29 protein-coding genes and 1 pseudogene are annotated in these 25569 nt (G+C 61.0%); 11 read left to right on the plus strand and 19 right to left on the minus strand.

Annotated elements, in window-relative coordinates; translation table 11 throughout:
• The first annotated feature begins 93 nt into the window (after positions 1–93).
• From BLU24_RS20750 to BLU24_RS20775, 6 genes are all read left to right on the plus strand, one after another.
• Positions 94–1368, plus strand: a complete 1275-nt coding sequence (locus BLU24_RS20750; protein WP_093103373.1) for a glycerate kinase type-2 family protein — start codon at positions 94–96, stop codon at positions 1366–1368.
• Entirely contained in the window at positions 1365–2780 is a 1416-nt protein-coding gene (gene pyk, locus BLU24_RS20755) for a pyruvate kinase (protein ID WP_093103376.1), read from the plus strand. The genes BLU24_RS20750 and pyk overlap by 4 nt, the downstream gene beginning before the upstream one ends.
• 145 nt (positions 2781–2925) lie before the next feature.
• Complete coding sequence (locus BLU24_RS20760; protein WP_093103379.1) at positions 2926–3840, plus strand: urea transporter; 915 nt, start codon at positions 2926–2928, stop codon at positions 3838–3840.
• 21 nt (positions 3841–3861) lie between these two features.
• Positions 3862–4686, plus strand: a complete 825-nt coding sequence (locus BLU24_RS20765) for an ion transporter (RefSeq protein ID WP_093103382.1) — start codon at positions 3862–3864, stop codon at positions 4684–4686.
• Between the two features lie 103 nt (positions 4687–4789).
• Positions 4790–5788: a sulfate ABC transporter substrate-binding protein gene (locus BLU24_RS20770; RefSeq protein WP_093103385.1), complete on the plus strand. Its 999-nt coding sequence runs from the start codon at positions 4790–4792 to the stop codon at positions 5786–5788.
• 565 nt (positions 5789–6353) lie between these two features.
• Complete coding sequence (locus BLU24_RS20775; RefSeq protein WP_093103388.1) at positions 6354–7550, plus strand: MFS transporter; 1197 nt, start codon at positions 6354–6356, stop codon at positions 7548–7550.
• 110 nt (positions 7551–7660) lie between these two features.
• Here BLU24_RS20775 and BLU24_RS20780 read toward each other — a convergent pair whose 3' ends face one another.
• On the minus strand, positions 7661–8065 hold the full coding sequence (locus BLU24_RS20780) for a type II toxin-antitoxin system HicB family antitoxin (RefSeq protein ID WP_093103390.1): 405 nt from the start codon (positions 8063–8065) through the stop codon (positions 7661–7663).
• Positions 8065–8277, minus strand: a complete 213-nt coding sequence (locus BLU24_RS20785) for a type II toxin-antitoxin system HicA family toxin (protein ID WP_093103393.1) — start codon at positions 8275–8277, stop codon at positions 8065–8067. Before BLU24_RS20785 ends, BLU24_RS20780 begins: the two co-directional genes overlap by 1 nt.
• 184 nt (positions 8278–8461) lie before the next feature.
• On the opposite strand from BLU24_RS20785, the gene BLU24_RS20790 reads away from it, so the two are divergent.
• The gene (locus BLU24_RS20790) at positions 8462–8929 is read left to right on the plus strand and encodes a helix-turn-helix domain-containing protein (RefSeq protein ID WP_093103395.1); all 468 of its coding nucleotides are present in this window, start codon (positions 8462–8464) and stop codon (positions 8927–8929) included.
• Positions 8926–9500, plus strand: a pseudogene (locus BLU24_RS20795) (PIN domain-containing protein). Before BLU24_RS20790 ends, BLU24_RS20795 begins: the two are co-directional and overlap by 4 nt.
• Positions 9501–9543: 43 nt before the next feature.
• Here BLU24_RS20795 and BLU24_RS20800 read toward each other — a convergent pair.
• The 10 genes from BLU24_RS20800 to ccmA form a co-directional block, all read right to left on the minus strand.
• Positions 9544–9948, minus strand: coding sequence for a hypothetical protein (locus BLU24_RS20800; protein WP_093103397.1), 405 nt, complete (start codon positions 9946–9948; stop codon positions 9544–9546).
• Positions 9949–9972: 24 nt separating this feature from the next.
• On the minus strand, positions 9973–11172 hold the full coding sequence (gene ccmI / locus BLU24_RS20805; protein ID WP_093103400.1) for a c-type cytochrome biogenesis protein CcmI: 1200 nt from the start codon (positions 11170–11172) through the stop codon (positions 9973–9975).
• Complete coding sequence (locus BLU24_RS20810; RefSeq protein ID WP_093103402.1) at positions 11169–11639, minus strand: cytochrome c-type biogenesis protein; 471 nt, start codon at positions 11637–11639, stop codon at positions 11169–11171. Before BLU24_RS20810 ends, ccmI begins: the two co-directional genes overlap by 4 nt.
• Positions 11636–12172 (minus strand): DsbE family thiol:disulfide interchange protein, encoded by a 537-nt coding sequence (locus tag BLU24_RS20815; protein ID WP_093103405.1) that lies wholly within the window; start codon positions 12170–12172, stop codon positions 11636–11638. Before BLU24_RS20815 ends, BLU24_RS20810 begins: the two co-directional genes overlap by 4 nt.
• Positions 12169–14157 carry a heme lyase CcmF/NrfE family subunit gene (locus BLU24_RS20820; RefSeq protein WP_093103408.1) on the minus strand — a complete coding sequence of 663 codons (1989 nt, stop codon included), beginning with the start codon at positions 14155–14157 and terminating at the stop codon, positions 12169–12171. The genes BLU24_RS20815 and BLU24_RS20820 overlap by 4 nt, the downstream gene beginning before the upstream one ends.
• Position 14158: 1 nt before the next feature.
• Positions 14159–14614 (minus strand): cytochrome c maturation protein CcmE, encoded by a 456-nt coding sequence (gene ccmE, locus BLU24_RS20825; RefSeq protein ID WP_093103410.1) that lies wholly within the window; start codon positions 14612–14614, stop codon positions 14159–14161.
• Positions 14611–14787, minus strand: a complete 177-nt coding sequence (ccmD, locus tag BLU24_RS20830) for a heme exporter protein CcmD (protein WP_007939192.1) — start codon at positions 14785–14787, stop codon at positions 14611–14613. Before ccmD ends, ccmE begins: the two co-directional genes overlap by 4 nt.
• Positions 14784–15539, minus strand: coding sequence for a heme ABC transporter permease (locus BLU24_RS20835; RefSeq protein ID WP_090282385.1), 756 nt, complete (start codon positions 15537–15539; stop codon positions 14784–14786). Before BLU24_RS20835 ends, ccmD begins: the two co-directional genes overlap by 4 nt.
• Before the next feature lie 91 nt (positions 15540–15630).
• A complete protein-coding gene (gene ccmB, locus BLU24_RS20840; RefSeq protein ID WP_093103412.1) occupies positions 15631–16299 on the minus strand; it encodes a heme exporter protein CcmB in 669 nt (222 codons plus the stop codon).
• Positions 16296–16931 carry a cytochrome c biogenesis heme-transporting ATPase CcmA gene (ccmA, locus tag BLU24_RS20845; protein WP_090282383.1) on the minus strand — a complete coding sequence of 212 codons (636 nt, stop codon included), beginning with the start codon at positions 16929–16931 and terminating at the stop codon, positions 16296–16298. The genes ccmB and ccmA overlap by 4 nt, the downstream gene beginning before the upstream one ends.
• A gap of 197 nt (positions 16932–17128) precedes the next feature.
• Here ccmA and fliK point away from each other — a divergent pair, with 197 nt between their 5' ends.
• From fliK to BLU24_RS20860, 3 genes are all read left to right on the plus strand, one after another.
• Positions 17129–18703 (plus strand): flagellar hook-length control protein FliK, encoded by a 1575-nt coding sequence (gene fliK / locus BLU24_RS20850; protein ID WP_093103414.1) that lies wholly within the window; start codon positions 17129–17131, stop codon positions 18701–18703.
• On the plus strand, positions 18700–19029 hold the full coding sequence (locus BLU24_RS20855; RefSeq protein WP_093103416.1) for an EscU/YscU/HrcU family type III secretion system export apparatus switch protein: 330 nt from the start codon (positions 18700–18702) through the stop codon (positions 19027–19029). The genes fliK and BLU24_RS20855 overlap by 4 nt, the downstream gene beginning before the upstream one ends.
• Positions 19030–19160: 131 nt before the next feature.
• Positions 19161–19517, plus strand: a complete 357-nt coding sequence (locus tag BLU24_RS20860) for a hypothetical protein (protein ID WP_093103418.1) — start codon at positions 19161–19163, stop codon at positions 19515–19517.
• Between the two features lie 433 nt (positions 19518–19950).
• On the opposite strand, the gene BLU24_RS20865 is transcribed toward BLU24_RS20860, so the two are convergent.
• The 7 genes from BLU24_RS20865 to BLU24_RS20895 form a co-directional block, all read right to left on the minus strand.
• On the minus strand, positions 19951–20343 hold the full coding sequence (locus BLU24_RS20865) for a DUF2802 domain-containing protein (RefSeq protein ID WP_093103420.1): 393 nt from the start codon (positions 20341–20343) through the stop codon (positions 19951–19953).
• Position 20344: 1 nt separating this feature from the next.
• Positions 20345–20830, minus strand: a complete 486-nt coding sequence (locus BLU24_RS20870) for a chemotaxis protein CheW (RefSeq protein ID WP_090282380.1) — start codon at positions 20828–20830, stop codon at positions 20345–20347.
• A gap of 90 nt (positions 20831–20920) precedes the next feature.
• Positions 20921–21862, minus strand: coding sequence for a CheW domain-containing protein (locus BLU24_RS20875; protein ID WP_093103423.1), 942 nt, complete (start codon positions 21860–21862; stop codon positions 20921–20923).
• Between the two features lie 91 nt (positions 21863–21953).
• Entirely contained in the window at positions 21954–22742 is a 789-nt protein-coding gene (locus BLU24_RS20880; protein ID WP_093103426.1) for a ParA family protein, read from the minus strand.
• Between the two features lie 43 nt (positions 22743–22785).
• Positions 22786–23676 (minus strand): flagellar motor protein MotD, encoded by an 891-nt coding sequence (motD, locus tag BLU24_RS20885; RefSeq protein ID WP_042607549.1) that lies wholly within the window; start codon positions 23674–23676, stop codon positions 22786–22788.
• Positions 23677–23691: 15 nt separating this feature from the next.
• On the minus strand, positions 23692–24432 hold the full coding sequence (locus tag BLU24_RS20890) for a flagellar motor protein (protein ID WP_090282377.1): 741 nt from the start codon (positions 24430–24432) through the stop codon (positions 23692–23694).
• Positions 24432–25565, minus strand: coding sequence for a protein-glutamate methylesterase/protein-glutamine glutaminase (locus BLU24_RS20895; protein WP_093103429.1), 1134 nt, complete (start codon positions 25563–25565; stop codon positions 24432–24434). The genes BLU24_RS20890 and BLU24_RS20895 overlap by 1 nt, the downstream gene beginning before the upstream one ends.
• Positions 25566–25569 lie beyond the last annotated feature (4 nt).

Consider the following 25569-nt stretch of genomic DNA (forward strand, 5'->3'; position numbering starts at 1 on the left):
CTGCCTGAATCGCTGGCAAGCCAGCTCCCACAAGGACCGCATCGCTGCACCGTTGTCGCTTCATCCCAATAACAAGAATTCCGGGAGCCCGCCATGTCGGTCGATCCGCAACAACTGCTGCGCGAGCTGTTTGCCACAGCCATCGACGCGGCCCATCCCAACCAGGTCCTCGAAACCCATTTGCCTGCCGACCGCAGTGGTCGGGTGATCGTCATCGGTGCCGGCAAAGCCGCGGCGGCGATGGCGCAAGTGGTCGAGCGCTGCTGGCAGGGTGACGTGTCCGGTCTGGTGGTGACCCGCTACGGTCACGGCGCCCCGTGCGAAAAAATCGAAGTGGTCGAAGCCGCGCATCCGGTCCCGGACGCCGCCGGTCTGGCGGTGGCCAAACGCGTGCTGGAAATGGTCAGTAACCTGAGCGAAGACGACCGGGTGATCTTCCTGCTCTCCGGCGGCGGCTCTGCCCTGCTCGCCCTGCCGGCCGAAGGCATCACCCTCGCCGACAAACAGTCGATCAACAAAGCCCTGCTCAAATCCGGCGCGACCATCGGTGAGATGAACTGCGTGCGCAAGCACCTCTCGGCGATCAAGGGCGGCCGACTCGGCAAGGCCTGCTGGCCGGCGACGGTTTACACCTACGCGATTTCCGATGTGCCCGGCGACCTCGCCACCGTCATCGCCTCCGGCCCGACCGTGGCCGACCCGAGCACCAGCGCCGAAGCCCTGGCGATCATCAAACGCTACGGCATCGACATTCCGGCCTCGGTGCGCAACTGGCTGCAAAGCCCGGAATCGGAAACCGTCAAACCCGGCGACCCGAGTCTGGCGCGCAGTCACTTCCAGTTGATCGCCCGCCCGCAACAATCGCTGGATGCCGCCGCAGTGAAATGCCGTCAGGCCGGTTTCAGCACCTTGATTCTGGGTGATCTCGAAGGCGAATCCCGCGAAGTGGCAAAAGTCCACGCCGGCATCGCCCGGCAGATCATCAACCACGGCCAGCCACTGGCGGCGCCGTGCGTGATTCTCTCCGGCGGCGAAACCACCGTGACCGTGCGCGGCAATGGCCGTGGCGGGCGCAACGCCGAATTCCTCTTGAGCCTCACCGACAATCTGAAGGGCCAACCCGGCGTCTATGCGCTGGCCGGTGACACCGACGGCATCGACGGCTCGGAAGACAACGCCGGCGCGATCATGACTCCGGACAGCTACGCCCGCGCCGCGGCCCTGGGCCTGAGCGCCAGCGACGAGCTGGATAACAACAACGGTTATGGCTACTTCCAGGCGCTCGACGCGTTGATCGTCACCGAGCCGACCCGCACCAACGTCAACGACTTCCGCGCCATCCTGATCCTTGAGAACTGCAAACCATGACGCCTGATAAAAAGGTCAAAATCCTCGCCACCCTCGGGCCTGCGGTGGATGGCATCGACGACATCCGTGAACTGGTCGAGGCCGGGGTGAATATCTTCCGGCTGAATTTCAGCCATGGCGATCACGCCGACCATGCCAAGCGCTACCAGTGGATCCGCGAAGTCGAGCGCCAGCTCAACTACCCGCTGGGCATTCTGATGGACTTGCAGGGACCGAAACTGCGGGTCGGCAAGTTCGCCGACGGCAAGGTGCAGCTGCATCGCGGTCAGGCGTTCCGCCTCGATCTGGACGCGACACTGGGCGACGAGCGTCGGGTGAATCTGCCGCATCCCGAGATCATCGCCGCGCTGGAAGCCGGCATGGATTTGCTGCTCGACGACGGCAAACTACGCCTGCGCGTGGTGACCCAGTACGCCGATGCGATCGACACCACCGTGCTCAATGGCGGCGAACTGTCCGACCGCAAAGGCGTGAACGTGCCGCAAGCGGTGCTCGACCTCAGCCCGCTGACCGCCAAGGACCGCCGCGACCTGAGCTTCGGTCTGGAGCTGGGCGTGGACTGGGTTGCGTTGTCGTTCGTGCAACGTCCGCAAGACATCGTCGAGGCCCGCGCACTGATCGGCGACAAGGCCTTTCTGATGGCAAAAATCGAGAAGCCTTCGGCGGTCGAACAACTGCGTGAAATCGCTGCGCTGAGTGACGCGATCATGGTCGCTCGCGGTGACCTTGGCGTTGAAGTGCCGGCCGAGAGCGTGCCGCAGATTCAGAAAAACATCATCACCACCTGCCGCGAACTTGGCAAACCGGTGGTGGTAGCGACGCAAATGCTCGAATCGATGCGCTTCTCTCCTGCGCCGACCCGCGCCGAAGTCACCGACGTCGCCAGCGCCGTGGCCGAAGGCGCCGATGCAGTGATGCTCTCGGCGGAAACCGCCTCTGGCGAGTACCCGCTGGAAGCGGTGCAGATGATGAGCAAGATCATCCGCCAGGTGGAAAACGGCCCGGATTACCAGACCCAGCTCGACGTCAGCCGACCAAAAGCCGAGGCAACGGTGTCCGATGCGATCAGCTGCGCGATCCGCCGGATCAGCAATGTGCTGCCGGTGGCGGTGCTGGTCAACTACAGCGAGTCGGGCGCCTCGACGCTGCGCGCATCACGGGAACGTCCGAAAGCGCCGATCCTCAACCTGACGCCGAACCTGCAGACGGCCCGGCGCTTGAGCGTGGCGTGGGGGATTCATTCGGTGGTCAACGATCGCCTGCGCCAAGTCGACGAAGTCTGCTCGACCGCGCTGGAAATCGCCCAGGCACAAGGCATGGCCGAGCGTGGCGACACCTTGCTGATCACTGCCGGCGTGCCGTTTGGCCAGCCGGGGTCGACCAACTCGCTGCGCATTGAGACGTTGATTTAGCGCCTGTACCGGCCTCATCGCCAGCAGGCTGGCTCCCACATAGGTTTTGTGTCAATCACAGAACCGAGACTGGACGCAGATCCGGTGTGGGAGCCAGCCTGCTGGCGATGCAGGCGCCTCGGTTCCCCTGACTTTCAGAACTGCCATGCCTGCCAATCACTTCAACACCCACTGCCCCGACTGGGCCGAGGCTTTGCTCAACGGTTTCAGTCAGATTTTCCTCCAGCGCCATCCGCTGTGCGGCTTGCTGTGCCTGTTGGCGATCCTGCTGACAGCGCCGGTATTGTTCGCCGGGGCGCTGCTCGGTGGCGTCGCCGGTTTGCTCACCGCGCAGCGGCGCAATTACGCCAAGGCGGATCGTCAGGCCGGATTGTTCAGCTACAACGGCGTGTTGCTTGGCTTGTTGCTGAGCCTGTATTTCCCTTGGTCGCCGCTGTTGCCGCCGCTGATTCTCGCCGCCGGCGGCCTCAGTGCGATGATCACCCAGCAATGGCTCAAGCGTGTCTACAGCAGGCGCGCGATACCGGCGTATACCTCGCCGTTCGTTGCCTTGAGTTGGCTGTTGCTGCTGTTCGCCGAGCCGTCCGCGCCCATCGCCTCTATCGATTTGCATACGGCGAATGTGCTGGCCGGGGAATTGAGAGGATTCGGCCAGGTCATGTTTCTTGATCATCCATTGGCCGGTGGTTTGATTGCCTGCGGCTTGCTGCTTGCCGATCGCCGTGCGTTCTGCTGGGCGCTGCTGGCTTCGGCGCTCGGCCTCGCTTCCAGCCTGCTGCAGCATGAACCCGCCACCGCGTTGCTGGGCCTGGGCAGTTACAACGCTGTGCTCGCCGCCCTCGCCTTCTCTGCGCAACGCCAATATCCGTGGCTGCCGCTGGTTGGCATCGTCCTGGCGCTGCTGGTGACGCCGCTGTTTGCCGCCGCAGCGCTCGCGACGCTGACCGCGCCGTTCATCCTCGCCGGCTGGCTGATCCACGCCGGCATGCAGATGTTTGGTAAAGCGTCGTTTGCGCAGGAGCCTTGCGCTCACCGGGAGAATCACCCTAGGCTGCGCTGATCTTCGATTCAGGCGTTATCCATGGACAGCAGCAACAATTGGCGCGAACGGCTTTACGTGATGATTTTCCAGAGCGACACCCCGGCCGGGCGTCGCTTCGACGGCATCCTGCTGTTGATCATCCTCGCCAGCCTGGTGATCGTGATGCTCGACAGCATCGACAGCGTTCACCGTAATTACGCGGACCTTTTGGCCTACATCGAGTGGGGCTTCACGGCGATCTTTCTCGGCGAATACATCCTGCGTCTGTACTGCTCGCCGAAGCCGCTGCGCTATGCCTTCAGCTTTTACGGGCTGGTGGATCTGCTGGCGATCGTGCCGGGGATTCTCGCCCTGTATTACAGCGATGCGCAGTATTTGCTGATCATCCGCATCATTCGGATGCTGCGGATTTTCCGCGTGCTCAAACTCAGCCCGTACCTCAAGCAAGCCAATTATTTGATGTCGGCGCTGCGCGGCAGCAAACAGAAAATCGTCGTGTTTCTGGTCAGCGTCTGTACGTTGGTCACGGTGTTCGGCACGCTGATGTACGTGATCGAAGGCCCGGAACACGGTTTTACGAGCATTCCCAAAGGCATCTATTGGGCGATCGTCACGCTGACCACCGTGGGCTTCGGCGATATCGTGCCGAAGACGCCGCTGGGCCAGGTGATTTCGTCGTTGGTGATGATCACCGGTTATTCGATCATCGCCGTGCCCACCGGGATTTTCACCGCGGAACTGGCCAACGCCATGCGCGGCGAACAGCTGCAACATGACTGCCCGGGGTGTCAGAAAAAGAACCATGAGCAAAGCGCGGCGTTTTGTTCGCGATGCGGCAGTCAGTTGTTCAAGAAATTGGAATAAGTACAGAGCTTTTTAATCTTTAAGCGACTATCCCGACACCGTTATAGTCGCTGGCAAATCGCCCACTATTGACTCGACACCCCCACAGAACAAGGAATGCGCAGTGAAAAAACTTTTTGGCGCCTCACTTCTCGCCGCCGGCCTGGCCTTGGCCAACATTGCTCAGGCAGCGCCGACGCTGCTTAACGTTTCCTACGACGTAATGCGCGATTTCTACAAGGATTACAACACTGCGTTCCAGAAGCACTGGCAGGCCGAGCACAACGAGAACATCACCGTACAGATGTCTTTCGGTGGTTCGAGCAAACAGGCGCGTTCGGTGATTGATGGTCTGCCGGCGGATGTCATCACCATGAACATGGCCACCGACATCAACGCCCTCGCCGACAACGGCAAACTGGTGCCGGAGAACTGGGTCACGCGCCTGCCGAACAACAGCGCACCGTTCACCTCGGCCACGGTGTTCATCGTCCGCAAGGGCAACCCGAAAGCCCTGAAAGACTGGCCGGACCTGCTCAAGGACGGCGTGCAGGTGATCGTGCCGAACCCGAAAACCTCGGGCAACGGCCGCTACACCTACCTGTCGGCCTGGGGGTATGTGCTGAAGAATGGCGGTGACGAAAACAAAGCCAAGGAGTTCGTCGGCAAATTGTTCAAACAAGCGCCGGTGCTGGACACCGGTGGCCGCGCCGCGACCACCACGTTCATGACCAACCAGATCGGCGACGTGCTGGTGACCTTCGAAAATGAGGCGGAAATGATCGCCCGCGAATTTGGCCGTGATCAGTTTGAAGTGGTCTACCCAAGCGTGTCCGCCGAAGCCGAGCCGCCGGTGTCGGTGGTCGATAAAGTTGTCGACAAGAAAGGTTCGCGTGCGGCGGCTGATGAATATCTGAAGTACCTGTGGTCGCCTGAAGGCCAGGAAATTGCTGCGGCCAACTACCTGCGCCCACGTGATCCGGCGGTGCTGGCGAAGTACACTGATCGTTTCCCGAAGGTGGATTTCCTGTCGGTGGAGAAGACGTTTGGTGACTGGCGGACGGTGCAGAAGACGCACTTCAATGATGGCGGGGTGTTTGACCAGATTTACACCGGGCAGTAAGGCTTGATCTGATGAACCAAGAGGCGACCCACTGAGGTCGCCTTTTTCGTTGTGAGCCAATGCACCCTCACCCCAGCCCTCCCGAAACGTCGGACCGCCCATAGGGAGAGGGAGCCGACCGAGGTGTCTTGCGTCAGGCATCGACCTGAAGGAGCGAGTCGATTATGGATTGAAGCGATTTTCCTGGGTTCGAACCCATTCCGGACTCACAGAAGCATGTTCAGGTCGGCGAATCTCCCAAGCATCCCCCAATCAGTCCCCTCTCCCTCTGAACTCGATAGCGTGTGCCGCTTTCGTCTGAAATTCTGGATTCACAGAAGTACGTTCAGATCGACGTACTTTCCAAACATCCCCCAATCAGTCCCCTCTCCCTTCGGGAGAGGGCTAGGGTGAGGGGCTTTTAGGCTGGAACAGTAATCTTATGACCACCGCCCTCGCGACTATCCATGATCAACCGACCAGTCATTACACAACGTAATAAGAGTTATCATCCGAAACTGTCTTCTGCCAACCCGCGTTGTCCATTAGCCTACACCGCTTTCCTGTGCCCGACCCGAGTATTCCTATGCCCACCACTCACGCAATGACCCGAGGCATGGTGCTGCTGTTCGCCTTCTGCTGCGGCGCCATCGTTGCCAACATCTATTACGCCCAGCCGATCATCGGCCTGATCGCGCCGGACATCGGCCTGTCCGACACCATGGCCAGCTTCATCGTCTCGTTGACGCAGATCGGTTATGCGCTGGGCCTGTTCTTCCTGGTGCCGCTGGCCGATCTGCTGGAAAACCGGCGGTTGATGATCGTCACCACCCTCGTGGCAATCGCCAGCCTGCTGGCGGCGGCGTTTACCGATCAGCCGAATGTGTTTTTGCTGATTTCGTTGCTGGTGGGGTTCAGCTCGGTGTCGGTGCAAGTCCTGATTCCGCTGGCCGCGCATCTGGCGCCGGAAGAATCCCGAGGCCGCGTGGTCGGCGGGATCATGGGCGGTTTGCTGCTGGGTATTCTGTTGGCCCGGCCGGTGTCGAGCGTGGTCGCCGATCATCTCGGTTGGCGCGCGATGTTCATGATCGCCGCCGGGTTGATGGCCGCGATCAGCGTGGTGCTGGCGATGACCGTGCCCAAGCGTCAACCGGATCACAGCGCGACCTACGGGCAACTGATCGGCTCGCTGTGGACGTTGCTGCGTCAGCAACCGGTGCTGCGTCAGCGTGCGTTTTATCAGGGCTGCATGTTCGCCACGTTCAGCCTGTTCTGGACCGCCGTGCCGCTGGAGCTGGCGCGCAATCACGGCCTGTCGCAAAGCGAAATCGCAATCTTCGCCCTGGTCGGCGCCATCGGTGCCATCGCCGCGCCGATCAGTGGACGCCTCGCCGACGCCGGCCACACCCGCATCGCCTCGCTGCTGGCCATGCTGTTTGCCAGCCTGAGCTTTCTGCCCGCTTTCATCCACCCGGTGTACAGCGTCATCGGCCTGGCGGTCACTGGCGTAGTGCTGGATTTCTGCGTGCAGATGAACATGGTCCTCGGCCAACGCGCGGTGTATTCGCTGGACGCCAAAAGCCGTGGCCGCCTGAACGCGCTGTACATGACCAGCATCTTCATCGGCGGCGCGTTCGGCTCGTCGGTCGCCAGCGCGGTGTACGAACATGGCGGCTGGTTGTGGATCGTGATTGTCGGCAGCGTGTTCCCGCTGTTGGCGTTGGTGCGTTTCCTGAGCGCATCGCAAAACGCTTCGCTGACGCAACGAAAAATCGCGTCGTGAGGTGATTCAGTAGGAACGAGCCTGCTCGCGAAGGCGTCAGTTCAGACGAGATTTACGCTGACTGACACAGCGCTTTCGCGAGCAGGCTCGCTCCCACAATTGCCCGAGCGTTAGTATCGAACCAGTTTCTCCATCGCCGCATCCGCCAGAAACGAGGAGCGGCTTTTGACGTTATGTTCACGCACATAGCGGTCAATGCGCTGTATCACATAACCGGGCAGCGTGACGTTGACCTTCTCGGTCTTGCCCAGGTACGGCGAGATATCCAGCTCCAGCATGCCCCAGCCCATCTCGGCAAAATCCGGATTGCTGCGATGAGCCGACGCCGACGTCGGCAGCGGAATCGGCTCTCCTGCCGCGGCAATCTCCTGCAGCATGATGTGGGCAACTTCAACGGCAGCGTTGTAGGCATCCTCGAACGTGTCCCCCGCCGTCACGGCACCCGGGATATCGGGGATCTGAATACCGATGGCAGTATTTTCATCACCCCACTCAATGCAGATTGGATATTGCATTACGGATCTCCTTCATAACGGGCTGGCGGGTTGTACAACCCGGCACGCCGCCTGATGCTCTTGACCATCCCCACCGGTAAATCCTTTTTCGGATGGGGCACGGGAATCGTGTTCGGGTTGTAACGGTGCCTGAAAATGTGATGACTGCCAGTCACCCGATCCAGCGTCCAGCCTGCGTCTTCAAGCTCCTTGATCAATAACCTGCTCTGCACCCGGCGCCTCCTTGCCTTGGTCCTTAAAAAGTAACCCTAGAGTTATATTTACTCAAGCACAAAATGGCGTGGAGTGACGGTTGGTCGTTTTACAAAATGTTCGTGGCGCCTGTTTCGTTTATTGCGATTTTCGTTTAATTCGAATACCGTTCATGCATCATCCATCGAATGCTGGAACTGTCTTATGTCCATCGCTATCCCCTCTGCCATCAACCTCCCGGTAGAACGTGAAGTCAAAGCCGCGATCGCAGGCCAGCGTGCTTTGACCGCTTTTCTCGCAACAGGCTTTGAAACTCAAAAAATCCAGATTTTTGATGATCAGAACGAAGCCCATGTCGTCGAGCTGCCTACATCCGCGCTGCGCTTGCTGAGCGATATCCTCGCGGCGCTGGCGCAGGGCAACGCTGTGAAGGTCGTACCGATCCACGCTGAGCTGACCACTCAAGATGCCGCCGACCTGCTCAATGTCTCACGTCCGCACATGATCAAACTGCTGGAGAGCGGTGAGATTTCCTACCACAAAACCGGCAAGCACCGACGTGTGCGTTTTGCCGATCTGATGGAATATAAAGCCCGGCGAGACACCGCCAGCGAGCAGGCAATGAGGCTTCTCGCAGAGCAGGCACAGGCGCTAAGGACAGGATACGAGTGAGGCACTCCTCTTTTACCGCTGTATACGATGCATGTGTTTTATACCCCGCCCCGCTGCGAGACTTTCTGATGTGGCTCGCGTTGTCCGGCCTGTATCGAGCGCGCTGGACTGAGGAAATTCATTGCGAATGGAAGCGCAATCTGTTGAAAAACCGGCCTGATCTGACGATCGAGCAACTGGATCGCACATCGCAACTGATGGACCTCGCTATTCCGGATGCATGTGTTGATAGCTATGAAGATCTGATCGTCGGACTGAGCCTGCCCGTGATGATGATCGCCATGTCCTTGCTGCAGCTATCCGGTGTGGCGCGGACGTCATCGTGACCTTCAACCTGAAAGACTTTCCCATCCGCTCTCTTGAGCCCTTTGGCATCGAAGCCCAACACCCGGATGAGTTTGTCGAAAACCTTTTTCATCTGGATTCATCCGCGGTCATTGCGGCTGCCCAAAAACAGCGTCAACACCTCAAGACCCCAACGATGGATGTGGATTGTTTCCTTGCTCTTTTGCAACGCCAAGGCCTGGACCAGTCAGTAAGTTCACTGAGCAAGTATCGTGCGACTCTCTGAAAATTCGGCAAAAAAAAGGCGATCCCAGGATCGCCGTTTTGCCTCACTGCCCGAACTGCTTGCCCAAGCCCGGTGGCACGCCGTGGATGTCGGTGTCTTCCCATGGGCCGTTGGGGCTGACGGCGCGGCTCCAGCCGTTGTTCCAGCGGTAGTAGGTGCGCTGGCGGTAGAAGGTGTTGGACTGGTCGTCGAGCACGTACACGCCGAGCTTCTGGTCCCAATGGCTGTTGCCGCCCGGTGGCGGGGCGAAGCTGGCGGAGGTGCGGGGCACCGGTTTCGACGGTTTGGCCGGGATGCTCTTGCCCGGGGTCGGTGAGGTCGACGGGGTCGGGCTCGGTTGCGACGGTGGGATGGGAGGCAGGTCGGTGGTCGGTTCCGGTCGCTGGACCGCACATGCACTCAAGCCCAGGGCCAGTGTGAGGACTGTGATACGGGCGATGGTGTGCATGGCGGTGCTTTCCTGTGGTTCCGGTTATTGGTCCGGGCTGTCGATGGTCAGTTTTTGTGGCGCGGTGGTGCTGCTGGCCAGTGGGCCGCTGCGACCGACCCATTCACCGGCAGTGGGTTGGCCGGCGCGGGAAATGCGCGCAACCAGTTGGACTTCGGGAAAGTTGGACAGTTTCAACTGCGGCATCATCGCATCGGCATCGCCGAGTTCGACGGTCACCGGCAGGTCGGCCACGGTCAGGCGTTTGGCCGCCAGCGGTGCCGGTGGGCCGGACGTAGCGCGGGCGAAAATGAACACGCTGTCGCCCGGTTGTACCTTGCCTTTGAGTTCGCTGGCCAGGTCAACGCTGACTGTCAGCATTGCACCCTTCGGCGTGGGTGCTTGAGCGACCTTGCCACCGCTAGCTTGCAGGCGTTCGGCGGCACGCTGGATCCCGCCTTGCAATGCCGCACGAGAGTTATCCTCCGGTGGCAGTTGCGCGAGCAGGCGGTTCCAGTAATCGATGGCTTCCTGATAACGCTCGCCTTCAAACGCAGCGATGCCGAGCAGGCCGAGACTGGTGACTTCCTTCGGATCAGCCTTGAGCGCTTCGTCGGTCAGCGTCTGGATCTTCGACGACCATTTTTTGCCATCGGCAAAATACTGCGCCTGCGCCCACTGGCCGAGCAGTTCCGGTTGGCGACCGGCAAGGCCAGCGGCCCGTTCGAACATCTTCGCCGCGTCCGCCGGGCGCTCCTGCGCCATGTAAGTACGACCGAGGAAATACAGGCCTTCGGCGGAATCCGGTTGCGCGGCTACCGCACGTTCCAGACGCTGGGTCATCTCCTCCATCGACTGCGGCGCCTGGGCAAATTCGCGGGTCAGCTCAACCTTGTCGGCAGCGCCGAAATGCAAGTACAAGCCCAGGCCCAGCAGCGGCACCAGCACGGCCGCAAGCAACGGCAACGGCTTGCCCAGCTTCGACACACGCGGCGCGGCAACCCCTTCGGTATCCGCCAGCAGCTCCCGCGCCGCTTCGGCGCGACCGCTGTCCATTTGCGCAGCGTCGAGCACGCCTTCAGCCTGCTGCGCTTGCAACTCGGCGACACGTTCCTGATACAGGGCCACATTGAGGGCGGTGCGATCCTCCTCGCGTTGGGCGCGACGGCCACGCAGCACCGGAATCAGCAGAAAACTCAGGGCGACCAGAAGCAACAGCCCTGCGGCAAGCCAGAAATCAATCATTCTTGGGTTTTATCCAACAGTTGGTCGAGGCGCTGACGCTCTTCGATGGACAGCGATGACGGCGTTGCGGCACGTTGCCCGCGACGCCGGCGGACGATCACTGCAATCACCACGAAACCGCCCAGCAGCAGGCCGGCCGGGCCGAACCAGAGCAATGCGGTCCTGGCGTTGAGCGCTGGTTTGTAGCGGACGAAATCACCGTAGCGATCGACCATGAAATCGATGATCTGCTGGTTGTCCTTGCCCTCGCCGAGCATGCGGAAAATCTCTTTGCGCAGGTCGGCGGCAATCGGCGCGTTGGAGTCGGCGATGTCCTGGTTCTGGCATTTGGGGCAGCGCAGTTCCTTGGTCAGTTCGCGGAAACGCTCACGATCGCCTTCTTTGGCAAATTCGTAGGTGTCGATGGCCGCATGCGCGACACCGACCAGACTCAAGCCCAACACCACCGCAGCGAGAAAACGCTTCATGGCTTGGCCTCGTCGACCAGCGCCTGATATTTGGCCGCGAGTTTTTCGCGCCAGACCTGCTCGTCAATCACCCCGACAAACTTGTCGCGGATGATGCCTTTGGCGTCGATGAAGAAGGTTTCGGGGGCGCCATAAACGCCAAGATTCAGGCCCAGCGAACCCTCGTCGTCACGAATATCCAGCGCATACGGATTGTGAAACTCGGCCAGCCATTTCAACGCGTCGGCGTTGGTGTCCTTGTAGTTGATGCCGTAGATCACCACGCCGCGCTCGGCGAGTTTGTTCAGCACCGGATGCTCGACCCGGCAAGAGATGCACCAGGTACCCCAGACATTGACCAGCGCCGGTTTGCCGAGGATGTCAGCCTTGGTCAAGGTCTTGTCGCCCTGCACGCTCGGCAGGGAAAACTCCGGGAACGGCTTGTTGATCATCGCCGATGGCAGCTCCGCCGGATCGAGGTACAGACCGCGATACAGAAACACCGCCACCAACAGGAAAATCGCCAGCGGCACCAACATCAACCAACGTCTCATGCCGCCGCTCCTGTCATACCCAGCGCTTCACGCACTTTGCTTTTCACTTTGACCCGATAACGCCGATCCAGCGCTGCCAGCAATCCACCGAAGCCTGTGAGCAGGCCGCCGAACCAGATCCAGCGCACGAACGGTTTGACGTGTACGCGGACCGCCCAGGCGCCGTTATCCAGCGGCTCGCCAAGGGCGACGTAAATGTCGCGGGTGAAACCGGCGTCGATCCCGGCTTCGGTCATCACCGAGTTCTGCACGGTGTACAAACGTTTTTCCGGGTGCAGCACGCTGATTTCCTTGCCGTCGCGAATCACCCGAACGGTGCCTTTGTCGGAAGTGAAGTTCGGCCCCTCGAAGTGCTTGGCACCGTCGAAAACGAAGTGATAACCGGCCAGGTCCATTGACTCGCCCGGCGCCAGACGCAGGTCGCGTTCGGCACTGTTCTGGCTTGACAACACCACGCCGAGCGCGCACACGGCAATACCGAGGTGAGCGATCTGCATGCCCCAATAGCTGCGGGTCAGCGTCGGCAGGCCTTTGATCAGGCCCTTGTGGCGAGTCTTGTCGAACAGGTCGCGAACACCTGCGAGCAGCACCCACGCCGCCAGCAGGAACGTCGCAATCACCGCCCAGTTGAAATCGCCGTAAGCGACACCGGCAATTACCGCCAGCGCGACGCTGCCGAGCAACACCGGGGTGAGCATGCTCGCCAGCCACTTCACCGGGGTGTCCTTCCAGCGCACGATCACGCCGACCGCCATGACCAGCATCAGCAACGCCATCAACGGAATGAACAGCGCATTGAAATACGGCGGGCCGACCGACATTTTCGCGCCACTGAGGGCATCAAGTATCAGCGGGTACAGCGTGCCGAGCAGAATCATCGACGCGGCCACGACCAGCACCAGGTTGTTGCCCAGCAGCAGGGTTTCCCGCGACCACAGATTGAAGCCAACCTGACTTTTCACCACCGGTGCGCGCAGAGCGAACAGGGTCAGCGAACCACCGACGACGAACAGCAGGAAGATCAGAATAAACACGCCGCGCTCAGGATCGGAAGCGAACGCGTGGACCGATGTCAGCACGCCGGAACGCACAAGGAACGTGCCCAGCAGGCTCAGCGAGAACGCGGCAATCGCCAGCAACACCGTCCAGCTCTTGAACACGCCGCGTTTTTCCGTCACCGCCAGCGAGTGAATCAGTGCGGTGCCGACCAGCCATGGCATGAACGAGGCGTTTTCCACCGGGTCCCAGAACCACCAGCCGCCCCAGCCGAGTTCGTAATACGCCCACCACGAACCGAGGGTAATGCCGATGCCGAGGAACGCCCACGCGACGATGGTCCATGGCCGCGACCAGCGTGCCCAGGCAGCATCGAGGCGCCCGCCGAGCAATGCAGCGATGGCGAAGGCGAAGGCGACCGAGAAGCCGACATAGCCCATATAGAGCATCGGCGGATGCACGATCAAGCCGATGTCCTGCAGCAGTGGATTGAGGTCGCGACCGTCGGCCGGAATCTGCGGCAGGATCCGCGCGAACGGGTTCGAGGTCAGGATCAGGAACAGCAGGAAACCGGTGCTGATCATGCCCATCACCGCCAGTACGCGGGCGAGCATGACTTGCGGCAACTGCCGCGAGAACACCGACACGGCGAAGGTCCAGCCGCCGAGGATCAACGCCCACAACAGCAGCGAGCCTTCATGAGCGCCCCACACCGCGCTGAATTTGTAGTACCACGGCAGCGCGCTGTTGGAGTTCATCGCCACATAGGCCACCGAGAAATCGTCGGTCATGAACGCGTAGGTGAGGATGCCGAAGGCAAACAGCAGAAAGGCAAACTGGCCCCACGCCGCCGGTTGCGCCAGGCTCATCCACAAACGGTCGCCGCGCCAGGCGCCGAGCAACGGCACCACGGCCTGCACCAGGGCAAAACACAGGGCCAGAATCATCGCCAGATGACCCAGCTCAGGAATGAATATCGCCGAGGTCATGTCAGCCCTCCTTCGCAGGGGTTGGCGCGGATTGACCGCTGTCTTTCAGCGCTTTGGTCACTTCTGGCGGCATGTACTTCTCGTCGTGCTTGGCCAGCACTTCATCGGCTATCACCACACCGTCGGCGTTGAGCTTGCCAAGGGCAACGATGCCCTGCCCTTCGCGGAACAGGTCCGGGAGGATGCCGCGGTAGGCGATGGTCACGGACTTGTTGAAATCGGTAACGACGAATTTGACGTCCAGCGAGTCCTTTGAACGTTGCAGCGAGCCCTTCTCGACCATGCCGCCGGCCCGGATGCGCGTGTCCTGCGGCGCTTCGCCGTTGGCGATCTGCGTCGGGGTGTAGAACAGATTGATGTTCTGCTGCAGGGCACTGAGGGCCAGGCCGACGGCAGCGCCGACCCCGACCAGAATGGCCAGAATGATGATCAGACGTTTCTTGCGCAGCGGATTCACTGGCCGTTCTCCCGGCGCAGACGACGCGCCTCTTGTTGCAGATAGCGCTTGCGGGCCAGGATCGGCGCCGCCACGTTGAGAGCCAGCACCGCCAGACAGATGCCGTAGGCCGACCAGACATACAGGCCGTGATGGCCCATGGCGAGAAAGTCGCCGAATGACGCGAAACTCATCGAGCGACCTCCAGACTGTGCTGCACTTCGGCTTTGACCCAACTGGCGCGGGCTTCGCGCTTGAGCACTTCGAGGCGCATGCGCAGCAACAGCACGGCGCCGAAGAAGCAGTAGAAACCCAGGACCGTCAGCAGCAGCGGCAGCCACATTTCCGCCGGCATCGCTGGTTTTTCGGTAAGGGTGAACGTCGCGCCCTGGTGCAGGGTGTTCCACCACTCCACCGAGTATTTGATGATCGGAATGTTGATCACGCCGACAATGGCCAGCACGGCGCAGGCCTTGGCGGCGCTGTCGCGGTTACTGATCGCGTTGCCCAGCGCGATCACGCCGAAATACAGGAACAGCAGAATCAGCATCGAAGTCAGTCGCGCGTCCCACACCCACCACGAACCCCAGGTCGGTTTGCCCCAGATCGCCCCGGTGACCAGCGCCACGGCGGTCATCCACGCACCGATCGGCGCGGCGCATTGCAGGGCGACATCGGCCAGTTTCATTTTCCACACCAGCCCGACCACGCCGCACACCGCCAGCATCACGTAGATCGACTGAGCGAGCATCGCCGCAGGTACGTGGATGTAGATGATGCGGAAGCTGTTGCCTTGCTGATAGTCCGGCGGCGCGAAGGCCAGGCCCCAGACGACGCCGACCGCGATCAGCAGCAACGCGGCGATGCTCAGCCACGGCAGCAACTTGCTGCTGATGCCGTAAAACCATTTGGGCGAGCCGAGCTTGTGAAACCAGGTCCAGTTCATGTTGTTTCCATCACGGGTGCCGCTCCTCGATGTGAGCTGGCGCGGGTCATTCTTTTCGACAAAGTGGTTAAATTTTAACCAGACCTCATTATTATTCGCCGACGCTGATCTTCAGGCCAGCCGCTATTGCAAACGGTGTCAGGGTGATCGCCAGGGCGGTCAGGCTACCCAGCCACAGCAGATACCCGGTCGCCGGCATGCCTTGCAAGGCGGCCTGCAAGGCGCCACTGCCGAGGATCAACACCGGGATGTACAACGGCAGAATCAGCAGCGCCAGCAACAGGCCGCCGCGTTTCAATCCCACCGTCAACGCCGCGCCCACCGCGCCGAGCAAGCTCAGTACCGGTGTGCCCAGCAGCAACGACAACAGCAAAACCGGCAGGCAGGCGGTCGGCAAACCGAGCATCAGCGCCAGCAACGGCGAGAGCAGCACCAGTGCCAGACCGGAGAAAAGCCAGTGTGCCAGCACCTTGGCCAGGACTAGAAGCGGCAGCGGGTGCGACGAAAGGACCCACTGTTCCAGCGAGCCGTCTTCGAAGTCACTGCGAAACAGTCCGTCCAGCGACAGCAGGACCGACAATAACGCCGCCACCCAGACTAACCCCGGGGACAGGTTTTGCAAGACCTGAGTTTCCGGGCCGACGGCCAGCGGGAACAAGGCAATGACGATGGCGAAGAAAATCAGCGGATTGGCCAGCTCCGCCGGGCGGCGAAACAGCAGTCGGGACTCACGGGCCAGCAGCAGGCCGAACACACTCATACGGCCCATTTCCCCAGATCGATATCGCGATAACCGGCCGGCATCCGGCTCAACGTGTGGTGCGTGGTCAGCACCACCAGACCACCGCGTTCGCAGTGGCCCGCCAAGTGCTCTTCGAGTTGCGCGACGCCCTGCTTGTCGAGGGCGGTGAACGGCTCGTCGAGAATCCACAGCGGCGGGCTGTCCAGATACAACCGCGCCAATGCCACGCGACGTTGCTGACCGGCCGACAGATTGTGGCAGGGAACATCTTCGAAACCGCGCAATCCTACTGCTGCCAGTGCTTGCCAGATCGCCTCGCGCTCGGCGGGCTGATGCAGGGCGCAGAGCCAGGACAGGTTTTCTTCCGCCGTCAGCAGATCCTTGATCCCGGCGGCGTGGCCGATCCACAGCAGGTTGCGGGCGAGTTCGTGGCGTTGTTCGGTCAGTGGCTGACCGTTGAGCAGGACCTGGCCGTCGGTCGGTTGCATCAGACCGGCCAGCAGACGTAACAGACTGGTTTTGCCGCTGCCGTTGGGACCGCTGATCTGCACCATGTCGCCACCGGCCAGGCGCAATTCGAAGTTCTCGAAGAGCAGCCGCAGATCACGTTCACACGCCAGGGCAATGGTTTGCAGGACAGGACTGGTCAAGGGATCACGGGCCTTATACGGTTCAAGTCGGCTCTGGCGCGGCCGTTAAAGAGAGGCAGCATAGCTGTATTGAAGGCTCGAACTGGCGAGCTGGATCAAACAATTGCTATGTTTTTTCAACGAAGCGCACGACGCGCGGCATTATACATGCCGTGCCTTACTCTCAAGAGCGCAATTTCCTCAGGTTGTGTCCGCGTATGACAGGCGAAATCAACATCCTCCCGCTGCCGCCCGCCTCTGCGGCGACCGTGCGCCCGCAGGTCGGCGAACTGCTCAAGCTGCTGACCCCGGTTGAAGGTTTGATCGGCAGCGGGCAGAGCGCCAAGGCCGAGGTGTTGTCGCTCAAGCAGGCCGACCAGACCTTTGAATTGCTGCTCAAGGTGACCGTCGACGGCGGCCGCCAGACCACCGTGCAAGCGACCAGCAATCTGCCCTTGCCGCAAGGCACCAACCTGGCGATCACTCAGCCATCGGCGGGCAATCTGGCGATCACGGTGCAACAGGCGATCGCCAGCAACGTCGCCGCCCTCACCCGCCTCGATACCGCGCAGTTGCCGGTCGGCACGCTGCTACAAGGCAAGGTGCTGACCTCGCAGGTTCTGCCGCAGACACCGGGACAAGCGACGGTGTTTCGCTCGATGGTCAGCCTGCTCAACACCGCGTTGAGCGGCAGTACATTGACCATCGACAGCCCGCAACCGCTGCGCATCGGCACCCTGCTGTCAGCCATCGTCGAAGACACGCAAACCTTGAAATTCGTGCCCTTGAGCAACCGTCAGGAACAACTGGCAGTGAGTCAGCAACTGCTCGGCCAGCAAAGTCGCCAGGCCTCGTTGAGCGGCCTGCTGAACGCGCTGCAAAACCTGCCGCCGGCGACCGATCAGACCTCCGCCGATTTGCGCGCGGTGGTCGACAAATTGCTCGCCAGTCTGCCGGATGTGCAACAACTGAGCACCGCCAAAGGCGTGGCGCTGGCCCTGGCCAACAGTGGCGTGTTCCTTGAGACCAAACTGCTGACCGGACAAAACCCGAGCCTTGCGCTGGACATGAAAGCCGATCTGCTCAAGCTGATCGCGCAGTTGACGCCGGGCCTGCCGAGCAGCACCAGTTTCAACGCGATCATCGCCGCCAACACCCTGGCGCAAGCGCTGCCGAGTTTTGTGCGCAACGCCCTCGGCATGCTCGGTCAGGTCAGCGCCAAACCGGTGCCGAGCAGCTTCCCGCTGCCCGAACGCTTGCTGCAAAGCCAGGACGGCGAAGGCGATCTGGAACAGTTGCTGCGCCTCGCCGCTGCTGCGGTGTCGCGCCTGCAAAGCCACCAGCTGTCGAGCCTGGAACAGACCGGTGTCACCGACGATGGGCGCCTGCTCAGCACCTGGCAACTGGAAATCCCCATGCGCAACCTGCAGGACATCGTGCCGTTGCAGGTCAAGTTCCAACGCGAAGAAGCGCCGGAACGCGAGCCGCAAGCAAACGAGCGCCGCGACGAGCGCGAGCCGAAACAGCAATTGTGGAGGGTCGATCTCGCGTTCGACATGGAACCGCTCGGGCCGCTGCAGATTCAGGCGCAACTGGTGACCGGCAGCCTGTCCGGGCAACTCTGGGCCGAGCGGCCGTACACCGCTGACCTGATCGAAAACAACCTGTTCGCCCTGCGTCAACGCCTGCTCGATCGCGGGCTGAATGTCGGCGACATCGACTGCCACCACGGCACCCCGCCGCAAGGCAACCAAACCCGCCTCGAGCACCGCTGGGTCGACGAAACCGCATGAACGATTCCACTGCCCCACGCCAGGCCATCGCCCTCAAATACGACGGCAACCACGCCCCGACCCTCACCGCCAAGGGCGACGAAGAGCTGGCCGAAGAGATTCTGCGCATCGCCCGCGATTGCGAAGTGCCGATTTACGAGAATGCCGAACTGGTGCGGCTGTTGGCCCGCATGGAACTGGGCGACAGCATCCCCGAAGAGCTGTACCGCACGATCGCCGAGATCATCGCGTTTGCGTGGAATCTGAAGGGGAAATTCCCGCAGGGGCAGGACCCGAATGCGCCGATGGTCGAGAAGGATGTGACCGATCGCGGGGATGATTACTGAACATCGGACATCCGTATCATTAAGCTGATTTTCACCAGTCCGCTCGTTGGGACTGTCAGATCTGACAGTAGCCATGCTCATCGCCTATAGGTTTGAATGACTCCGCATCAACTACCCAGACAGGAGTCATCATGAACAACGACAGCAGCACCTCAAAAACATCTATCCCACTGGCAATCACTCGCGTGACCGATCCATACGGCAACCTCGTTCTACCTGGCGGAGATCTCTACAGGAGCACGGGAGGCGTGGCGACTTTTGAAGGAACATGCGCGCCTTTGGATACAGTAAGGGTGGTGAGTCTAGGCCAGCGAGACGGGGCCACAACTATGCGGTACCAAGTTCCCCGCTTCGTTACTCATTGGTATGTGGAGGTACAGCTACAAACTGAGAAGTCCTACGACCACTTTGCCCGTGATGAATCGAGCGGGGCAGAGACCGACAATTACCCGCTTCATTGGAAATGGGGCGAGCCCCCAAATAAATGAAAGAATAAAACTCTGAAACGGATGCGAAGCGTCTCAGCATGATCGCTTGCACCGCAGGGTTAGAGACCACCACCAAAGCTTCGTTTGTCGCTCAAAAACGGGTAAGCCCTCAGCATTGTGCCCGGCCACCGTAAACGTTCAGGTGACCGGACGCTGAGGGGCCACAGCTTTTTGTTTCTCGCTGCCTGGAGCCTTGAACTTCCAGCTGCTTTTATGCCCCTTGCGCATCAACTCCGGGGCTGGAATACGTCTCAAGCCTTAAAAGCAAAAGATCGCAGCCTTCGGCAGCTTCTACAGGGAAATGCGAATCCCAATGTAGAAGCTGCCGAAGGCTGCAATCTTTTGATCTTGCTTGCCGCTGGAGGCTGAACGCTCTTAGCTGCTTTCACTGATCGTTCCCACGCAGAGCGTGGGAACGATCCCGGTACGACAATCAGTTTTTGTGCAACTTGCGCATCAATTCCGCCTCAGCCTGGGTCAAGCCGCAGGACTGAGTCAGTTCGTCAACACTCGCACCCATGCCCACCAGTTTCGCCGCCTGGGCGAATGACAGGCTCGACGGGTCGCGCTGTTCCAGGGCAACGATTTTGTCCGGCAAGGGGCTGACCACCGCGCGCAGTTCGTGCAGGGCTTCGCCCATGCGCACGTTGCCGTTCTGGTAGTCGTCGACACGCTTGGCCAGGTCCTTGATGCGCTGATCACGCAGCGCATCGCCCTGGGCCTGCTGCGCAGCGATTACCCGCTGCGCCTTGATGTACGAGACGAACATCGCCAGCGTGCCTGCCCAGAACAGGAACAGGACAATGACTGCAACCTCGAGAATCAAATCAGATGCTCTCCAGTTCCGACCACTCTTCTTCGCTCATCATCTTGTCCAGCTCGACCAGGATCAGCAATTCGTTGTTCTTGTTGCACACGCCCTGGATGAACTTGGCCGATTCTTCGTTACCGACGTTCGGTGCGGTTTCGATTTCCGACTGACGCAAGTAAACCACTTCGGCCACGCTGTCGACCATGATCCCGACCACCTGCTTGTCGGCTTCGATGATGACGATACGGGTGTTGTCGCTGATCTCACCGGTGCTCAGGCCGAAGCGCTGACGGGTGTCGATCACGGTGACCACGTTACCGCGCAGGTTGATGATGCCCAGCACGTAGCTTGGCGCACCCGGCACTGGCGCGATCTCGGTGTAGCGCAACACTTCCTGCACGCGCATCACGTTGATGCCGTAGGTTTCGTTATCCAGCTTGAAGGTCACCCATTGCAGGATCGGATCTTCAGAACCTTTTGCATTCGACGCCTGACTACTCATACCCTGACCCCTCGAAAAAACCGCCCCGGGCGGTGTGTGTTCTGTGTGGTGGCATTGAACAATGCCATCGCCTGATAGTTATGTCGGCTGCTAAGTCGGTTTATGTAGCGGCTTGTTGCCGCTCATGTGCTTTGCTCCGCCGCTGGCGATCAACTCGGCCAGCGCGGAGACATCAAGCAATGCACACATGTGCTCGATCACGGTGCCGGCGAGCCATGGCCGCTGACCCCGGTGACTTCTCCATTTGATTTCATTCGGGTCCAGGCGCAACGAGCGGCTGACCTGATGCACCGCCAGGCCCCACTCGTAACCCTGCACCGAAATCACGTACTGCAAGCCCTGGCGGAAATCATCGCGGTAGCGATCCGGCATGACCCAGCGCGCGGTGTCGAGCACCTTCAGGTTGCCGGCCTGGCTCGGCAGAATCCCGAGGAACCATTCCGGCTGACCGAACAGCGGCGTCAACTCCTGACCGGCCAGCGAATAGATCGAACCAAGGCACACCAGCGGCACCGCCAAGGTCAGTCCGGCGACGTCGAACAGCAGACATTCGAAGGCTTCTGCAGCCCACGCCGGACGCCCGTCGGTTTCCACCGGCGGCGGCGGGTTGTTCGGCGGCAGGTGCACTTCGACCAGCGGCGGCACCAGCACTTGTGGTTCTTCTGGTTCTTCGACAACCGGGGCCGGCGCAGGGATTTCCGGCTCCGGTACTTTCAGTAATTGGGTTTGCAGCAGCGGCGCCAGGGTCGAGACCACGGCGCGCGGCTCTTCGAGCAAAGCCACCGGTGCCTTGGCCACTGGCGTGACAACGGGCGCAGCGGCAGGTCGGGCGGCTTGCTGCGCATCGCGGGCCTGCTCTTCCAGCACGGCGGCCTGGAACTCGTCCATGACCTCGGTGCTTTCGACGATTTCAGGCTGGGTCTGCTGCGCGACTGGCGGCGCCAACTCGTCGGGCACATCCAGCAGCAAGTCTTCCAGATAAGACTGCAAGGCGCGTTGCGGACGTGAGGTGAGTTTCACTGGGCGGTTCATCGGTGATCAGCGCCTGGCAGGGAAACCGCGTCGCCTGCTTCGCGAGCAGGCTCGCTCCCACAGGGTTCGGGCAAGCAAATGGAGATCATGTTCAGGCCACCTGCGGAACAAGTTGCTGCGCGAGCAAGTGCTTGAGCAGCGCGCGGTAAGCCAGCACGCCACGGCTCTTGCCGTCAAACTGCGAAGGCGTGACACCGGCGCGGCTGGCGTCGCGCAGACGCGTGTCGACCGGGATGTAACCCTGCCAGATCTCGTCGGGGAATTTGTCACGCAGCACACGCAAGGTGTGCATCGAGGCTTGCGTGCGACGGTCGAACAAGGTCGGCACGATGCTGAATGGCAGCGCCTGTTTGCGCGAGCGGTTGATCATCGCCAGGGTGTTGACCATACGTTCCAGGCCTTTGACGGCGAGGTGTTCGGTCTGCACCGGGATCACCAGTTGCTGGCTCGCCGCGAGGGCGTTGACCATCAGCACGCCGAGCAACGGCGGGCTGTCGATGATGGCGTAATCGAAGTCCTGCCACAGCTGCGCCAGACTCTTGGCGATCACCAGGCCCAGACCACTTTGCCCCGGCGACTGACGCTCAAGGGTGGCCAGTGCGGTGCTCGACGGCAACAGCGAAATGCGTTCGTCGCTGGTCGACAACAGCAACTGCCCCGGCAGGCCTTGCGGCACGCTGCCCTTGTGCAGAAACAGGTCGTAGTTGCTGTGTTCCAGACTGTCGGGATCGTAGCCGAAATAGCTGGTCATCGAGCCGTGCGGGTCAAGATCGACCACAACCACGCGCTTGCCCGCCTCGGCCAGCAACCCGGCTAAAGCGATGGAAGATGTAGTTTTACCGACACCACCCTTTTGATTGGCGACTGCCCAGACTCTCATTCAGTTCGTTCCTCCCGGCCAGTTGGCTCGGCCGAGACATGCTTCAGCGTGTTAATGCGGGCGACGGAGAATTGACGGCACTCTCGCGTCCCGGCGTCTTGACCGGGGTCGGTGCAGTTTGTGTGCCAGCCCGCTTGAGTGCGGCATCCGGTTGCGCATTCGCCGTTCCGGTGCCCGTCAGGCTGCGGCGCACATCAAGATTGCGCGAGACCACCAGCACCACACGACGATTCTTCGCCCGGCCTTCGACCGTAGCGTTATTGGCCACCGGCTGGAACTCACCGTAACCCACCGAAGCGAGCCGACCAGGGTTTACGCCCTGCATCGCCAGCATGCGCACGATGCTCGCCGAACGCGCCGAGGACAGTTCCCAGTTGGTCGGGTACTGTGCGGTGCGGATCGGTTGATCATCAGTGAAGCCTTCGACGTGGATCGGGTTGTCGAACGGTTTCAGGATCGCCGCGACCTTGTCGATGATGTTGAACGCGATGTCACTCGGCATCGCGTCGCCACTGCCGAACAACAGGCTGGAGTTGAGTTCGATCTCGACCCACAGTTCGTTGCCGCGCACGGTCATCTGGTTGGAGCTGATCAAATCACCGAACGCGGCGCTGATGTCATCGGCGATGCTCTTCAGCGGATCGCTGGCGCCAGCGATGCCTGCGTCGACCTGCTCGGCATCCTTGACCAGCGGCTTGGCCGGGGTCACGGTTTTCGGCCGTTCGTCGCCGATCGGTATCGGTTTGAGCGAGCGATCGGAGTCGGTAAACACCCCGATCAGCGCTTCGGAAATGACTTTGTACTTGCCTTCGTTGATCGACGAGATCGAGTACATCACCACGAAGAACGCGAACAGCAATGTGATGAAGTCGGCGTACGACACGAGCCAGCGCTCGTGGTTAACGTGTTCTTCCTGGTGCCTGCGACGAGCCATGGTCCATTTCCCCCATCAATCCATGAAGCCCTGAAGCTTCAACTCGATAGAGCGCGGGTTTTCACCTTCGGCGATCGACAGGATTCCTTCCAGCAACATTTCGCGATAACGCGACTGCCGCAATGCGATTGACTTCAGCTTGGCGGCCACCGGCAACAGGATCAGGTTGGCACTGGCCACGCCATAGATCGTCGCGACGAATGCCACGGCAATGCCGTTGCCCAGCTGCGACGGATCGGCCAGGTTGCCCATGACGTGAATCAGGCCCATCACCGCACCGATGATGCCGATGGTCGGCGCGTAGCCGCCCATGCTTTCAAAAACCTTGGCCGCTTCGATATCGCGGGATTCCTGAGTGTAGAAATCCACTTCGAGAATGCTGCGAATGGCTTCCGGCTCGGCACCGTCGACCAGCAATTGCAGGCCTTTGCGCGAGTAGGCGTCAGGTTCGGCATCGGCGACGCCTTCAAGCCCGAGCAAGCCTTCCTTGCGGGCGGTGAGGCTCCAGTTGACCACGCGGTCGATACCGCCGGCCAGGTCGACCCGCGGCGGGAAGAAGATCCACGCCAGAATCTGCATGGCGCGTTTGAACGCGCTCATGGGCGATTGCAGCAGCGCCGCGCCGACGGTGCCGCCGAGTACGATCAGCGCCGCCGGGCCGTTGGCCAGCGCACCGAGGTGGCCGCCCTCAAGGTAGTTGCCGCCGATGATGGCGACGAACGCCATGATCAGGCCGATAAGGCTGAGAACATCCATCAGAGACACGCCTCGACGATGTGTTTACCCATGTCATCGAGGCTATACACCGCGTCCGCCAGATCGGCTTTGACGATGGCCATCGGCATGCCGTAAATCACGCAGCTGGCCTCGTCCTGCGCCCACACCGCGCTGCCGCCCTGCTTGAGCAGACGCGCGCCTTCGCGGCCGTCCGCGCCCATGCCGGTCAACACCACCGCCAACACTTTGTCGCCGTAGGATTTCGCCGCCGAGCCGAAAGTGATGTCCACGCAAGGTTTGTAGTTCAGACGCTCGTCGCCCGGGAGGATTTTCACCGCGCCACGGCCGTCGATCATCATTTGCTTGCCACCCGGTGCCAGCAACGCCAGGCCCGGACGCAGGATGTCGCCGTCCTCGGCTTCCTTGACGCTGATGCGGCAGAGCTTGTCGAGGCGTTCGGCAAAAGCCTTGGTGAACGCCGCTGGCATGTGCTGGATCAGCACGATCGGCGCCGGGAAGTTCGCCGGCAACTGCGTGAGCACGCGTTGCAGGGCTACCGGGCCGCCGGTCGATGTACCGATGGCAAGCAGTTTGTAGGCTTTGCGTTTCGGTGCTACTGATGAAGCGCTTGCAGCGGATGCACGAGCAGGCGCAGGTGCCGGACGCGCCGGAACAGGGCTGCTGTGGCTGCTGTAGCTCGACGCAGTCGAAGGCGCAGGCGTCGGTGCTGGCGCAGCGGCAGGCGCCGGGGCGCTGTAGGCACTGAAACGACGGTTGCTGCGCGAAATGCTGTGAACCTTCTCGCACAGCAGTTGCTTGACCTTCTCGGGATTGCGCGAGATGTCTTCGAAATTCTTCGGCAGGAAATCCACCGCGCCGGCGTCCAGCGCATCGAGGGTCACCCGCGCGCCTTCGTGAGTCAGCGAGGAGAACATCAACACCGGGGTCGGGCAGCGCTGCATGATGTGCCGCACCGCCGTGATGCCGTCCATCATCGGCATCTCGTAGTCCATGGTGATCACGTCCGGCTTGAGCGCCAGCGCCTGATCGATCGCCTCTTTACCGTTGGTTGCGGTGCCGACCACCTGGATGCTCGGGTCCGCTGAAAGAATTTCCGAGACGCGGCGGCGGAAAAACCCCGAATCGTCCACCACCAGGACTTTGACTGCCATAAAC

The organism is Pseudomonas sp. Z003-0.4C(8344-21) (genome assembly GCF_900104975.1).
Taxonomy (GTDB): Bacteria; Pseudomonadota; Gammaproteobacteria; order Pseudomonadales; family Pseudomonadaceae; genus Aquipseudomonas; species Aquipseudomonas granadensis.

What these genes read in the sequence shown, in the direction of transcription:
- fliK (WP_093103414.1), top strand. Translation starts at nt 17,129, where the DNA reads ATGACAGGCGAAATCAACATCCTCCCGCTGCCGCCCGCCTCTGCGGCG.
- BLU24_RS20895 (WP_093103429.1), bottom strand. Translation starts at nt 25,565, where the DNA reads ATGGCAGTCAAAGTCCTGGTGGTGGACGATTCGGGGTTTTTCCGCCGC.
- BLU24_RS20775 (WP_093103388.1), top strand. Translation starts at nt 6,354, where the DNA reads ATGCCCACCACTCACGCAATGACCCGAGGCATGGTGCTGCTGTTCGCC.
- BLU24_RS20815 (WP_093103405.1), bottom strand. Translation starts at nt 12,172, where the DNA reads ATGAGACGTTGGTTGATGTTGGTGCCGCTGGCGATTTTCCTGTTGGTG.
- BLU24_RS20790 (WP_093103395.1), top strand. Translation starts at nt 8,462, where the DNA reads ATGTCCATCGCTATCCCCTCTGCCATCAACCTCCCGGTAGAACGTGAA.
- BLU24_RS20875 (WP_093103423.1), bottom strand. Translation starts at nt 21,862, where the DNA reads ATGAACCGCCCAGTGAAACTCACCTCACGTCCGCAACGCGCCTTGCAG.
- BLU24_RS20750 (WP_093103373.1), top strand. Translation starts at nt 94, where the DNA reads ATGTCGGTCGATCCGCAACAACTGCTGCGCGAGCTGTTTGCCACAGCC.
- ccmI (WP_093103400.1), bottom strand. Translation starts at nt 11,172, where the DNA reads ATGATTGATTTCTGGCTTGCCGCAGGGCTGTTGCTTCTGGTCGCCCTG.
- BLU24_RS20810 (WP_093103402.1), bottom strand. Translation starts at nt 11,639, where the DNA reads ATGAAGCGTTTTCTCGCTGCGGTGGTGTTGGGCTTGAGTCTGGTCGGT.
- pyk (WP_093103376.1), top strand. Translation starts at nt 1,365, where the DNA reads ATGACGCCTGATAAAAAGGTCAAAATCCTCGCCACCCTCGGGCCTGCG.
- ccmB (WP_093103412.1), bottom strand. Translation starts at nt 16,299, where the DNA reads ATGAGTGTGTTCGGCCTGCTGCTGGCCCGTGAGTCCCGACTGCTGTTT.
- BLU24_RS20780 (WP_093103390.1), bottom strand. Translation starts at nt 8,065, where the DNA reads ATGCAATATCCAATCTGCATTGAGTGGGGTGATGAAAATACTGCCATC.
- BLU24_RS20800 (WP_093103397.1), bottom strand. Translation starts at nt 9,948, where the DNA reads ATGCACACCATCGCCCGTATCACAGTCCTCACACTGGCCCTGGGCTTG.
- ccmD (WP_007939192.1), bottom strand. Translation starts at nt 14,787, where the DNA reads ATGAGTTTCGCGTCATTCGGCGACTTTCTCGCCATGGGCCATCACGGC.
- BLU24_RS20860 (WP_093103418.1), top strand. Translation starts at nt 19,161, where the DNA reads ATGAACAACGACAGCAGCACCTCAAAAACATCTATCCCACTGGCAATC.
- BLU24_RS20765 (WP_093103382.1), top strand. Translation starts at nt 3,862, where the DNA reads ATGGACAGCAGCAACAATTGGCGCGAACGGCTTTACGTGATGATTTTC.
- motD (WP_042607549.1), bottom strand. Translation starts at nt 23,676, where the DNA reads ATGGCTCGTCGCAGGCACCAGGAAGAACACGTTAACCACGAGCGCTGG.
- BLU24_RS20820 (WP_093103408.1), bottom strand. Translation starts at nt 14,157, where the DNA reads ATGACCTCGGCGATATTCATTCCTGAGCTGGGTCATCTGGCGATGATT.
- BLU24_RS20890 (WP_090282377.1), bottom strand. Translation starts at nt 24,432, where the DNA reads ATGGATGTTCTCAGCCTTATCGGCCTGATCATGGCGTTCGTCGCCATC.
- BLU24_RS20835 (WP_090282385.1), bottom strand. Translation starts at nt 15,539, where the DNA reads ATGAACTGGACCTGGTTTCACAAGCTCGGCTCGCCCAAATGGTTTTAC.
- BLU24_RS20870 (WP_090282380.1), bottom strand. Translation starts at nt 20,830, where the DNA reads ATGAGTAGTCAGGCGTCGAATGCAAAAGGTTCTGAAGATCCGATCCTG.
- BLU24_RS20760 (WP_093103379.1), top strand. Translation starts at nt 2,926, where the DNA reads ATGCCTGCCAATCACTTCAACACCCACTGCCCCGACTGGGCCGAGGCT.
- BLU24_RS20855 (WP_093103416.1), top strand. Translation starts at nt 18,700, where the DNA reads ATGAACGATTCCACTGCCCCACGCCAGGCCATCGCCCTCAAATACGAC.
- BLU24_RS20880 (WP_093103426.1), bottom strand. Translation starts at nt 22,742, where the DNA reads ATGAGAGTCTGGGCAGTCGCCAATCAAAAGGGTGGTGTCGGTAAAACT.